Origin of the sequence: Bacillus sp. NSP9.1 (assembly GCF_000465465.2) — a bacterium.
In the GTDB taxonomy this organism is placed as follows: Bacteria; Bacillota; Bacilli; order Bacillales; family Bacillaceae; genus Bacillus; species Bacillus sonorensis_A.
Genome location: NZ_CP048273.1, coordinates 4,270,815 through 4,283,764, shown reverse-complemented (window position 1 = coordinate 4,283,764; position 12,950 = coordinate 4,270,815). Strand labels below are relative to the sequence as shown.

Genomic DNA, 12,950 nt, shown 5'->3' with positions numbered 1-12,950 from the left:
CCCGCTTCCGGAAAGAAAATGGGTTGTTTTTAGTGTGGAGAGACGGCATTATTGCGTCAGTTCGATCGCTTGATCCAGAACTTTTGCTCCGTTCATCATTCCATATGCGATTTGGTCAATGATATCCACGGGCGTCTTGTACTGTGCGGCTCGTTCTGTCATTTGTTTTTTTAAATAACGGACTTGCGGTCCGATCAGTATGACATCAATATCCTCCAGATGGCTTTGTAAATCTGCTTCAGCATAAGCGTTGATTTCTGCATTGATGTCACGGCTTCCCGCTTCTTCCCTCATTTTTTTTACCAGCATGCTAGTCGACATTCCGGCGGAACATACAAGTGCTATCTTCATGCTTCACTTCCTCTCCTCAGGGCTTGATATAAATGAATCATTTCGTTCGCTAAATCTTTTAAAGTCATGGACGTCATCAAATGGTCTTGTGCATGGATTAATAATAGATTGGGTGAAAGGCGTTGGCCTTGCGCCTCTTTTTGCAATAAGCGGGTTTGCGCCTGATGCGCTTGAAGCAGTTCCGCATCTGCTTCTTGGATCTTTTGATTTGCTGACTCGTACTCGCTTTTTTTCACACACTGCAATGCTTCCATTGCAGATGAACGCGCATTTCCAGCATGCAAGATGATTTCAAATGACACCTGTTCCAGATTCAATGGATGTGTCAAAAGCCTTCACTCCTTTATTCACTTTCGGTTTGTTAACAGGGCGGCTCTCTCTGCCGCTTTAATGAATGGCAGGTAGAGCAAGACAGCCAGCGCCAGATTGAAGATTTGCAAAAAAACTCCCCGGATTGATCCTCCGGTTACAAGATAACCGCTGACAATCGGCGGTGTCGTCCATGGAAGGATGGCTACCGTTTTCGGAACGAGCCCGGAGGCTAAAGCGATGTATGATGTAACCGTTAAAACTAATGGAATCAATATAAAAGGAATGAACATAATCGGATTTAATACGATGGGAAGGCCGAACAGGACAGGTTCATTAATGTTAAAAAAGCCTGGTGCGGCGGATACCTTTCCGATCGTTTTGTAGTGCTTCGATTTCACGCCGATAAAAATAGCAGCGAGCAAAGCCAATGTCGTCCCCGATCCTCCCATAAACACATAAGAATCAAAGAAGGGCTTGGTCACGATATAAGGCACTTCAAAAGCGCTCATTCCTTGCGAGAATAAATGCTGGTTTTCCTGAATGAGCGGAAGGTAGATGGATTCCATAATCGGTCCGAGGATATTTGTTCCGTGCAATCCGAAAAACCAAAGCAAGTGATTCAAGAAAGTAAAAACCAATGCTGATCCAACCGTGTTGGAAAGGCCTTGAAGCGGTTCCTGGATCGTGCTGAAGACCAGCTCGTGTAAGCTTTGTCCGGAAAAATAAACGATCAGAGTGTTCAATAATCCTGCTGCCGCCAAAATCACAGCAGCCGGCAATAAAGCATTCAAGGATTTTGTCACGCCATCAGGCACGCCGTCAGGCATTTTAATTTTAAGTTTCTCATTTTGAGAGAAGAGCCTGAATGCTTCTGTTGACAGCAAAGCCGTGATCAATCCGACGAAAAGGCCTTGAGCCCCCAGCCAAGTCATGGAAAAGCCAAAGTCTTCCGTCGTCGGTGTAAGGACGGCGAATGCCCCGACCCCGATTAATGCGGCAGAAAGACCATCAGTCCGATAAGATTCTGCTAGCTTGAAGCTGACAGCCGCAACGGCCAGCAAACTTAAAATGGCAAATGAACCATTCCACACAGCTCCGCCGGCTGCCGTCCATCCTTCGCCAAAAAGGCCGGTCATGAAATCCTGAAATGCCGGTATTGGGAATTGATTGACCAGAATGGCAAGAGAGCCGATGATGATTAAAGGCATAATGGCAATGAACCCATCACGTATGGCAATTAAGTGCCTTTGAGAGCCGATTCTACCAGCGATCGGCATGATTTTAGATTCGATGAACGTCATGATCTTATTTTGTTTCATCGTACTTTTGCCTCCTCAAAGAACTGCGGAAGATCATGTTTATGAGCCTCAAGCATTTCATTCATCACCGTCTGGGCTTTATGATCAGATGGAATCAGCGGATTCATGATCATTGCGGAGTACAACGTGTTTTCATCACCTGTGACCGCTGCTTTGATGACCAATTGCTCGAATTTTTTCATAGAAATCACCGCCCCGCTGATTGAATCCGGCAGTTTTCCGACTGTCAGCGGCATAGGTCCGCTTTTTGTGATGACACTGTTGACTTCAATCACCGCATCATGCGGAAGATCTGGTATGCTTCCTTTATTCAATGTATTGACGGTCTGAATATCCAGCGAATGTTGATAAAGCGAGGTCATTAATGAGCAGGCTGATTCACTGTAATAAGCTCCTCCGCGGCTTTCTAATTCTTTGGGCTTTTCATGCATGTCTGTGTTTTTGTATGTTTCAAATAGCTGTTTTTCTATTTCCATGACGGCATCTGCGCGTGTCCCGTTGTTTTGGTATGCTTCGATATCTTTTGCAAGCACATCTTCATACTGGTAATAGTACTGATGATACGGGTTCGGAAGCATGCGCAAAGAGCGTAAAAATTGGCGATTCCAAGGCAGCATCGCAATATTGGAAGGAGAATAGTCGAGGGTGTCATTCAATAAATGATCGATTGTCTCCTCTGTCCGGTCCACTCCGTCTATCCATACCCTTTGCCCGAAGACGAAATGGTTGAGCCCCGCGAATTCAATCATGACACGATCCGCATCCACGCGGAAAATTTCTGCGATGCTGTTTTTCATGTTATAAGGAATATTGCAAACCCCGATGACTTTTTGATGGGGGCCATGCTTCAATAATGCTTCAGTCACGATGCCGGCCGGATTTGTAAAATTGATCAGCCACGCTTCTGGACAAATCTCTTTTATATCGCGAGCGATATCCAGCATGGCGGGAATCGTCCGCAAAGCTTTAAAAATACCGCCGGCTCCATTTGTTTCTTGGCCGATCAGACCATGGCTGAGCGGAATTTTTTCATCCAGCGCTCTGGCCTTTAATCCTCCGACTCTTATTTGAACCGTGACAAAATCGGCATGCTTAAGCGCTTGCGCACGATCTGTTGTATAGCTCAATTCAATCGGAACATCCGCACGTTTGATCATTCGCTTCGCAAGTTCTGAAGTGATGCGTACTTTTTCTGCTCCTTCCTCAATGTCGACGAGAACAATCTCCTTCACTGGAAAATGATGATGCCGCTTGATGACACCTTCGATGATTTCTGGTGTGTAGCTTGATCCCCCGCCTATCACGACTAATTTCAACCCCATAGTCCCCCTCCTCCAATCTCTTTTTTTGAAAACGCTTAACACAATTGAAACTTAACATGTAGTAACAAATTTGTCCACGCATATTTGTTATAACAAATTATTTTTTTGGCGAACGTTTTGTGTTATTCTATAGTTACTAATTTCACTCCAAAGGAGAAAATGAATGGCAAAACAACCACAACTCCACAGCCGAATTAAACAAGATATTGTAGATAAAATAGAGAGCGGCTATTACCCGCCTGGCAGTCTGCTTCCGACGGAGTCGGAATTTTGCAAAATCTATGATGTCAGTCGAACAACACTGCGGACCGCCTTGAATCATTTGCTTATGGAAGGGGCCATTTACCGCAAACAGGGGAAAGGGACATTTGTCGCCAAAGGAAAAGTGAAGCAGATCTTAAGCTCCAGCCATCTCCGTTATGCAGATCAATTAAAAGCGCAAGGCATGAAACCGAAAATCAAAGTTGTGGATTTGCAAAAAATAAAACCATCAAAAAAAATCCAAGACCGTCTTGGGATTGATGGTGAACAATTGGTCTATCAGGTGAAGCGGATTCGCTATGCGGATGAGGAAGAAATCCAGTTCGAAACGGCCTTTGTCAGAGCCGACCTCGTCCCCGAGATAACGGAAGAAATGGCCAATATTTCACTGTACCAGTGCATTAGCAGCCAAGGCAATACGATAAAAAGAACCGAAGAGCAAATCAAAATCTTGATTTCCGATGAAGAAATTGCACAGCATTTGAATATCACACAAGGCACGCCTTGTTTCCAGATTGCAACGCAAACATTTTTGGCGTCTGAAGAAGTCGTGGAGTTTTCTCTGGCCTATTTCCGCGGAGACCGCGTTGAATTCTTCATAGAACGCGACTATGAATAGAGGGGGATTGAAGGATGAAAGCTTTAATCATAAACGCCGATGATTTTGGACTTTCAAGAGGAGTGAACCTCGGCATCATTGAGGCGTTCCAGCGCGGAGTTCTCACATCGACGACGATCATGACCAATATGTTAGAAATGGAGCATGCTGTCTCTCTTGCACGGGAAAATCCCGCACTTGGGGTCGGTGTTCATTTGACATTGACAGCAGGCCGTCCGCTTCTCAGCGATCTGCAAACGGTTGCGGATGAGGATGGGAATTTTCGCAAGCTTTCATACTATCAAGGTTTTTTCGACATCGATCTTGATGAAGTGTATAAGGAATGGAAAGCACAGATAGAAAAAGCCCTCACCTGCGGCTTACATCCGACACATATCGACAGCCACCATCATATCCATACATACGGAAATCTTTCCGAGGTGTTTGTAAAGCTGGCGACAGAGTATCATCTGCCCTGCAGAAAGGTGAACGATGACCATCCTTCCTTGTGGAAAAATGTGAAATCGAATGATGCCTTTGAGCTGAAAGTGGACAGACTGAAAGACTTATCATCCTTCCTCGATCTTCATCAAGAGGCGTCGGTCATTGAAGTCATGTGCCACCCGGCTTATGTCGATAAACGGCTGCTCGAGAAATCTTCATACCATTATCCGCGGGTCTATGAGCTTTCATTATTGACAGATCCTTCGTTGAAAACAGCTTTCATACAATGTTCGGATATTCGCCTTATATCTTATGCCAGTCTGTAAAACTGCAATTCTTGTAAAAGCATGTACCCCGGAAATGCCATGGACATTTCCGGGATCAAATAAATAATGACGTTGACAATTCAGAATATTCTAATTATTATCAATTTGTCATAACAAATTTTGCGGTTAATCAAACGTTTGCTTAAAAGTGTTCTTGCCATATAAGGTATAGACAACTATACGTATTTTCGTAAACCCGCTATTTTTTCCATCCAGGATCAATCGCCATTTGCAATGTGTGACCGCATCAAGACTTACAGTTTAAATCCACATATCGATTAATGTAAGCGTTTTCTCCTTGTGATCTTCTTTGTCACCACTGCTATGTCTTACAAGGTGAATATAAACCTATTGAAAAGGTGGTGAACAAAATAAAGTTTCATTGATTGACAGCAAAAATTTGATGAAAAGGGGATGGGAATAAGTGTTTTCAAACAAAAAGTTTCTTGTTTTTTCGTTCATTTTTACGATGATTCTAAGTCTGTCGTTTTTTAATGGGGAAAGTGCGAAAGCAAGCTCTGACAAAAACTATAAAATCATTGGCTATTATCCATCCTGGGGTGCGTATGGAAGGGACTTTCAAGTGTGGGATATGGATGTCTCTAAGGTCAGTCATATCAATTATGCATTTGCCGATATTTGCTGGGAGGGAAGACATGGAAACCCTGACCCGACAGGTCCCAACCCGCAGACGTGGTCCTGCCAGGATGAAAGCGGAGTGATTGATGTTCCAAATGGATCGATCGTTATGGGGGATCCGTGGATCGATGCACAAAAGTCCAATCCTGGCGATGCTTGGGACGAGCCGATTCGGGGCAACTTTAAACAACTGTTGAAGCTGAAAAAGAGCCATCCTCATTTGAAAACATTCATATCAGTCGGCGGATGGACTTGGTCAAACCGCTTTTCAGATGTTGCGGCAGATCCTCGTGCAAGAGAAAATTTTGCTGCTTCAGCGGTCGATTTTTTAAGAAAATATGGGTTTGATGGCGTTGACCTTGACTGGGAATACCCGGTTAGCGGAGGACTGCCGGGAAACAGCACCCGTCCGGAGGACAAAAGAAACTACACGCTGCTTTTGCAGGATGTACGCGAAAAGCTTGACGCCGCAGAAGCGAAGGATGGCAAGGAATATTTGCTGACGATCGCATCCGGTGCCAGCCCCGAATATGTGAGCAACACTGAATTAGATAAAATTGCTGAAACGGTTGATTGGATTAACATCATGACCTATGACTTTAATGGCGGATGGCAAGGGATAAGCGCCCACAACGCTCCGTTATTCTATGATCCAAAAGCGAAAGAAGCCGGCGTTCCAAACGCTGAAAGCTATAACATTGAAAACACCGTCAAGCGTTACAAGGAAGCCGGTGTCAAAGCGGATAAATTAGTGCTTGGAACACCGTTTTACGGCAGAGGCTGGAGCGGTTGTGAATCTCAAGACAACGGAGAATATCAGAAATGCGGACCGGCTAAAGAAGGGACCTGGGAAAAGGGAGTATTTGATTTTTCAGATCTTGAAAAGAACTACATCAATAAAAACGGTTATAAAAGATATTGGAATGATCGAGCAAAAGTGCCGTTCTTGTACAATGCGGAGAATGGAAACTTCATTACCTACGATGATGAAGAATCCTATGGATACAAAACCGATTTCATTCAAGCAAACGGACTAAGCGGGGCTATGTTTTGGGATTTCAGCGGTGATTCAAATCAGACTTTGCTCAACAAATTAGCAGCCGATTTAGACTTTGTGCCTGACGGCGGCAATCCGGAGCCCCCGACATCCGCCCCGAAAAATGTGCATGTAACAGAAAAAACCGCAACCAGTATCAGCCTGGCATGGGAGGCGCCGAATGCCGGAGCCGATATGACAGAGTATGTCGTGACATATGGAAACAAGTCCGTGTCGGTCAAGGAAACAATGGTGACAATAAGCGATTTAAAGCCGAATACGACCTATTCATTTACAGTGTCAGCAAAGGATGCGGACGGAAAGCTCCATACCGGACCAACGATAGAGGCATCGACAAGCTCAGACCAATCATGTGCATATAACGAATGGAAAGATACCGCCGTCTACACAGGCGGAGATCGTGTCGTTTTTAACGGCAAAGTATACGAAGCGCAGTGGTGGACAAAAGGAGATCAGCCGGATCAGACCGGCGAGTGGGGAGTATGGCGGTTAGTCGGTGATTGCAAATAAATAGAAAACGATAAAGAGAGATTGGGATTCCCGTCTCTCTTTATAAGAAAGGAGTGTGAATGAAGTGAAAAGAGCCGCTTTATTTCTATTATTAGGGATGCTGTTTCTCTCGTTTTTGATCCCGGCTCAGACCATTTCCGCAGACACCCGAAGTAAAAAGCAGGCATGCCGTCCTGAAGGGCTCTGGGACTCCGGCGTTGAAAATGTTCCTTATTGCGACGTCTATGATCAAGAGGGACGCGAAAAGCTGGCCAATGATTTAGACCGCAGAATCATCGGCTATTTCACAAGCTGGCGTACGGGAAAGGGTAATCAAGACCGTTATTTAGTCAACGATATACCTTGGCAATATTTAAGCCACATCAATTACGCATTTGCTCATATCAGAGAGGATCATCGCATTTCAATCGGCAGCGGAAATGATGAAAACAACCCGTCCATTGGCATGGACTGGCCGGAATATCCGGATGTGAAGATGGATCAATCCCTGCCGTACAAAGGTCATTTTAATCTGCTTCACCAGTTTAAGGAGAAATACCCGGATGTCAAAGTGCTGGCGGCTGTTGGCGGCTGGGCCGAAACCGGCGGTTATTTTGGCAAGGATGGAGAGCGGATTCCAAGCGGCGGTTTTTACTCGATGACAACGAATAGTGACGGGTCTGTAAACGAAAACGGAATCAACACCTTTGCCGAATCTGTCGTTGATTTTCTCAGAACATATGAATTGGATGGCATTGATATTGACTACGAATATCCCACGACGATGAAAGATGCCGGGAATCCGTTGGATTGGAACATATCCAACCCGAGACGAAAGGGGTTAAACAAAAGCTTTGACGTCTTGATGAAAACATTAAGGCAAAAGCTTGATCAAGCGTCTGCCGAAGATCAAAAGTACTACATGCTGACCATGGCGGCACCGTCATCAGCCTATTTGCTGCGGGGCATGGAAACATTTCAGCCGCTTCGGTATGTCGATTATGTAAACATCATGTCCTACGATCTCCATGGAGCCTGGAACGAGTTTGTCGGGCCGAACGCGCCATTGTACGATAGCGGCGAGGATGCCGAATTAAAGCGGTCCAACATCTATAGCACGCCGGAATACGGCGGGATCGGGTATTTAAATGCGGACTGGGCGTACCATTACTTTAGGGGGGCGATGGCGTCGGGCCGAATCAATATCGGTGTTCCTTATTATACAAGAGGCTGGAAAAACGTATCCGGCGGATCAAACGGTCTGTGGGGGAGCGCCAGAAGCACTGACTGTCCTCAAGGTTTGACAACATGCGGTGATGGTGCGGTCGGCATCGATAATATTTGGCATGATCAAGACGAAGAAGGAAAAGAAATCGGAGCAGGGGCGAATCCGATGTGGCATGCCAAAAATCTTGAAAATGGCATTGCCGGATCATATTTGGAGAGGTACGGACTGAGCGAAGCTGATTTAACAGGCGCCTACACGAGACAATATGATAAAACGCTGGCGGCGCCCTGGCTATGGAATGAAGAAAAGAAGGTGTTTCTTTCTGCGGAAGATGAGGAATCAATAGAAAAAAAGGCGGACTATGTCGTTGCAAAAGGAATCGGCGGTGTGATGCTTTGGGATTTGAGCGGTGATTATGACTGGTATCCCGACAGAAATGACAACAGGGGAGAATACTATATCGGCAGCGCGTTAACGAGAACTTTATACCGTAAATTTGTGGACGCGACGCCATACGATCATCGATTCAGCAAGTCGCCTTTGCCTTCAGAATCACTTGATATCAATATAGAGTTTTCCGATTTTCCGTTAGGAGATCAAAACTATCCGATCCATCCGAACATGAGGTTGACAAACAACAGTGATGTGACGATTACAGGAGGGTCTGTCATCGAATTTGCTGTGCCGACGTCCACTTCGCCCCGGTTCGGAAGCTGGAGCGGTGATCGGGTTGAAGTGATTTCTGCAGGGCATACAGGACCGAACATTGGAGGGCTGACGGGAGATTTCCACCGCGTTCGGGTGACGCTGTCAAATTGGAAGGCGATTAAACCGGGTGAATCAGAGGAATTTCAGCTTGTTTATTACTTGCCGATCAGCGGCCCTGCGAACTTCACCATCACGATAGAAGGAAAAAAGTACAGCCTCAAGAGGCGTTCATAAAATCGAAGACAGCTCGTCCAAGAGGAAGCGGGCTGTCTTTATCTGCAATTTATTGCGCGCTGTTTTTCCAGTTGGTCAAATTATCAAATACTTCTTTTGTGATGCGTGTCCCCCGATTGTATGAAGAGCCTCCGTACACCCCATTCGTATGAACAGCCAGTGAGCAAGGACCGCTGCAGTTTGTTCTTGAACTGCTTTGTTCAAATACAGGTGAACCGCTTTGTCCGCCGTATGTGTCGATCGAATATTGCAGTTTATAAGTTTCTGAGACTGTGATCGGCCCTGAATGCTGCCATTGGGTGCCTGACGGCTTGTCCCCGGGATAGCCGCTGATCGTCACATTTGTCCCTGTGAGGGAGGAAGTGGTGTAGGAGTATCCGAAATAGCCGACGGTGTTGCCGATCGGTTCGCTCAGTTCGATGGCCGCGTAGTCATAATTGGTGTTTCCGCTTCTCCAGCCTGACGGAATGAAATAACGCGTCGATTTCACCGATCCGTAAGGGTAGCTTGAGCCATTGCGCCCCGGCGATACAGTGGCCGTCCCCGCAAATGAACCGCTAGCTGTGTCATAGACGCAGTGCCCCGCCGTTGCAACCGTTTTCGGGCCGATCAGCCAGCCGGTGCAGGAGCCGATGCTGCTTGAAATATGAACGATGGCCCTGTAAGGGTATGCCGTTGTATTGGAGACTCTTGTCCGATTATCTGTACCGATGACAGATTTAAGATTGTAAGGGGCTTTGGCAGGCGATGATTTCGCTTTTTCGTGCTGGGCTGACCCGCTTCCTTTCCCTGTTCCTTGAAACGCTTTGGAATATGTTCCATTTTTGTCGCTTTTAATGTTCGGATCGTAGACAACCTTTGACTCAGGCTGGTAAGAAGGATCGTTTGAAACAGGGGTATGCGGTGATGGTGCAGCTTGAGCGGAGTGCATCCCCATAGAATAAAGAGAAATACCCATAAGACCGGTGATCAACGTTCGCTTCACGCTTTTTTTCATAACCAACTCTATCACTTCCTTATTTTGTTGTATTAACAAGTTAGATATTAACAAAATAATTCTGAATTTTCCATATAATCAAAAAAGATCATGCTAAGGATATAGAGAATGAATGATAGAAAGGCGACAGTAAATTCGCTGCCATTTTTAGATTTTATATGATATGATATTTTATGGTAAATTAATAATTTTATGGTTTAATTAGTTATTTAAGAAACATATGCAAGGAGGGCGGGAAAGTTGAAACGGTTGATACCTATGGCGTTTCCTGCTTCATCCTAGTTTTACTATGGTTCATAGGATTTTTCTGTAAGAGTCTGGTGCTTTTTGATTCAGGTGCATATCTTATATCGAAAAAGAGAGGAAGTGACCCATTTGGCCCCAAAACTAAAACAAAAAGCGCGTCATATCGGTGCAATTCCCGAAAACTATCAGCTCATCATCGAAGATCTCGATAGAGAACGAGCTTTTTTTGTTTGGCAAGACCCTGAGCATCCGGACAACGACATCGCTGTGGAACTGGATTGCGAGGGGCGCTTCATCAGTCTTACGAAAGAATATGCTCCAGTTGCAGAGAACGAGCTTCCGGAAGGCGAATTACAGCAAATCGCCCTTCAATTTGTCGAGCGCCATTATCCGAGCGCCGTTGCCAGTTTTGTTTTTCAAGAAAAGAAGGTAACAGAACAAGCCGTTCGATATACATACGCACAGATGGCTCTTGATCTGCCTCTGCCGCAGACGGGCTTTTTCGTGGACATCGCGAAAGATGGAGAGGTGTTGAGGTTTCGCTACCACGGCGGTGCGGATTCGGTTTCCATTCCAAAACAGCTGGCCGATCGACAGCAGGTGATCTCCGAGTATCTTGATCAAGTCGATTTTGAACTGACGGTGGAACATATTCGCCGTGAACTGTATGAAAGCGGAGATGACCAGCCGCACCTCATTTATGAAACGAGACTGCCGTTTATCAGTTATCCAGCCGATTCGTCGGCGATATGTGAGAAAACTACACCCGTTGATGATGAAGAAGAGGAGGAAACCCTGCCGCTTCCTGTATTGTCTGAAGCAGACCGGGACGTTGATTTGCACGAGTTGATCGGTTTCAGTCCTTCTTTTCGAAAGATCCGCGAAGCGGATTTAGGCGATTCAATCGGAACCGTTTGGCGCGAAGGGAGCGATCCTGATCAGGAAGACTTTGGCATCGAAAGCTATTTTAAAATCCGGAATCATAATACCTTGAAAATCAAGAAAGATAAAAAGACGGGAAAGCTAAAAGGGCTTTTCTCTTTTATCGAAGCGGAAGGGTCTCCTGTTTGGACGGAAGAAGCCTGCCGCAAACGGGCCTTGCAGTTTCTCTATTTGCTATACCCGGATGCCCGGCAGTATTTCCGGATGCATCCCTTGGAAAAAGACGAGGAGGAGCAGAAAACCGCTGCTTTTCAGTTTGACCTCACATATGAAGGAGTGCCGCTCAGGCTGGGGTTTGCCAATATCATCATCAATCGCATCAACGGCCTGGTCGTCGGGTTTTTCGCCCCTGAAATCGAACCGGAAACATTGAAAGATCTGAATCCGTCACCCGCTATTACACGCGAAGAGGCAAAAGACATTTTTGCTTCGGTTTTTGATGTGGAGCTCGAGTGGGAAGAAGATGATCACTACACTCTCGTCTACCGCCCGGTATATCCCGTGTTTATCGATGCCCATGACGGGAAAGCCTACAAGCGGAACATGGTTTGAAAAAAATGGCGGCGGGCCTCCCGCCGCTCAATAAAAAGCCCGCTTCAAAGCCGCAGTCTTTCTGCCGTTATTCCTCCCCGGCCACCACCGGGTTCTCCTTATAACTGATCCAATCGCTCCAGCTGCCGGCATAGAGCTTTACATCTTGAAATCCGGCTTCCTTTAAACCAAGGACATTTGGGCAGGCAGATACTCCCGATCCGCAATAGACGACGATTTCACTGTTGCGGTCTAAAGAGGCGTAATGCTGTCTTAACTGTTCTTGGCTTTTCCAGCTGCCGTCTTCCGTCAAATTGCCTTTCCAAAAATAGTTTTTAGCGCCGGGAATATGACCTGCCTGATGATCAAGCGGTTCGGTTTCTCCAGTGTATCTGGCCCGCTCACGGGCATCGATCAGGATCGTATCTTTTCGGCCGATCCGGTCTTTGACCTGTCCGGCATCTAGCAGTTCTTCTTTTGCAAGTTCCGGCGAAAATTCCCGGGGGACGGGCCGCGGAATCTCGGTTGTGATGTCGTATCCGGCTTTGACCCAATGGGAGAAGCCGCCATCCAATACATAAACGCTTGTATGGCCGAGATAGCGGAGCTGCCACCAAAAACGCGCCGCAAACATGCCGCCGCTGTCATCATAGGCGATAACGGCTGTATAGCGGTCAATGCCGATTTCACCAAGTGTTTTTGCGATTTTCTCGTGAGGCGGAAGAGGGTGTCTTCCTCCGTGTTTTTCAACTTTGGCGGATAAATCCTTTTTCAAATCAACATAAACGGCTCCGGGCAGATGTCCTTGTCTATACGCTTTCCGCCCTTCTTCCGGGTTTGTCAGATGAAACCTGACATCGACAATGACCGTTTGGCCCGGTTTTTCCTTCAACCGTTTCCACACCCATTCCGGACTTTTGACTGCTGCCAATTTGCACCCCTCCGC

11 protein-coding genes are annotated in these 12,950 nt (G+C 46.2%); 5 read left to right on the top strand and 6 right to left on the bottom strand.

Features of this window, described 5'->3' with window-relative positions:
• Window positions 1-48: 48 nt before the first annotated feature.
• Genes M654_RS22035 through M654_RS22020 form a run of 4 tightly spaced genes read right to left on the bottom strand, consistent with a single transcriptional unit; the run spans window position 49 to window position 3,304 of the window.
• Window positions 49-351, bottom strand: a complete 303-nt coding sequence (locus M654_RS22035; RefSeq protein WP_026585782.1) for a PTS sugar transporter subunit IIB — start codon at window positions 349-351, stop codon at window positions 49-51.
• The gene (locus M654_RS22030) at window positions 348-680 is read right to left on the bottom strand and encodes a PTS sugar transporter subunit IIA (RefSeq protein WP_152520948.1); all 333 of its coding nucleotides are present in this window, start codon (window positions 678-680) and stop codon (window positions 348-350) included. Before M654_RS22030 ends, M654_RS22035 begins: the two co-directional genes overlap by 4 nt.
• A gap of 18 nt (window positions 681-698) precedes the next feature.
• Window positions 699-1,982, bottom strand: coding sequence for a PTS cellobiose transporter subunit IIC (gene celB / locus M654_RS22025; protein WP_026585784.1), 1,284 nt, complete (start codon window positions 1,980-1,982; stop codon window positions 699-701).
• Window positions 1,979-3,304, bottom strand: coding sequence for a 6-phospho-beta-glucosidase (locus M654_RS22020; protein WP_026585785.1), 1,326 nt, complete (start codon window positions 3,302-3,304; stop codon window positions 1,979-1,981). The genes celB and M654_RS22020 overlap by 4 nt, the downstream gene beginning before the upstream one ends.
• 163 nt (window positions 3,305-3,467) lie before the next feature.
• Between M654_RS22020 and M654_RS22015 the strand changes: the two genes are divergently transcribed.
• The 4 genes from M654_RS22015 (at window position 3,468) to M654_RS22000 (ending at window position 9,288) form a co-directional block, all read left to right on the top strand.
• A complete protein-coding gene (locus M654_RS22015; RefSeq protein WP_026585786.1) occupies window positions 3,468-4,184 on the top strand; it encodes a GntR family transcriptional regulator in 717 nt (238 codons plus the stop codon).
• Window positions 4,185-4,198: 14 nt separating this feature from the next.
• On the top strand, window positions 4,199-4,933 hold the full coding sequence (chbG, locus tag M654_RS22010; RefSeq protein ID WP_026585787.1) for a chitin disaccharide deacetylase: 735 nt from the start codon (window positions 4,199-4,201) through the stop codon (window positions 4,931-4,933).
• A 469-nt stretch (window positions 4,934-5,402) separates the two neighbouring features.
• A complete protein-coding gene (locus M654_RS22005; protein ID WP_051290342.1) occupies window positions 5,403-7,139 on the top strand; it encodes a glycosyl hydrolase family 18 protein in 1,737 nt (578 codons plus the stop codon).
• Window positions 7,140-7,203: 64 nt separating this feature from the next.
• Window positions 7,204-9,288, top strand: coding sequence for a glycosyl hydrolase family 18 protein (locus M654_RS22000; RefSeq protein ID WP_026585789.1), 2,085 nt, complete (start codon window positions 7,204-7,206; stop codon window positions 9,286-9,288).
• Window positions 9,289-9,337: 49 nt separating this feature from the next.
• Here M654_RS22000 and M654_RS21995 read toward each other — a convergent pair whose 3' ends face one another.
• On the bottom strand, window positions 9,338-10,291 hold the full coding sequence (locus tag M654_RS21995) for a trypsin-like serine peptidase (protein ID WP_051290328.1): 954 nt from the start codon (window positions 10,289-10,291) through the stop codon (window positions 9,338-9,340).
• A gap of 369 nt (window positions 10,292-10,660) precedes the next feature.
• On the opposite strand from M654_RS21995, the gene M654_RS21990 reads away from it, so the two are divergent.
• Complete coding sequence (locus tag M654_RS21990) at window positions 10,661-12,025, top strand: YcdB/YcdC domain-containing protein (RefSeq protein ID WP_035427838.1); 1,365 nt, start codon at window positions 10,661-10,663, stop codon at window positions 12,023-12,025.
• Window positions 12,026-12,092: 67 nt separating this feature from the next.
• Here the strand turns inward: M654_RS21990 and M654_RS21985 are convergent, their stop codons facing one another.
• Complete coding sequence (locus M654_RS21985; RefSeq protein ID WP_026585792.1) at window positions 12,093-12,935, bottom strand: sulfurtransferase; 843 nt, start codon at window positions 12,933-12,935, stop codon at window positions 12,093-12,095.
• Window positions 12,936-12,950 lie beyond the last annotated feature (15 nt).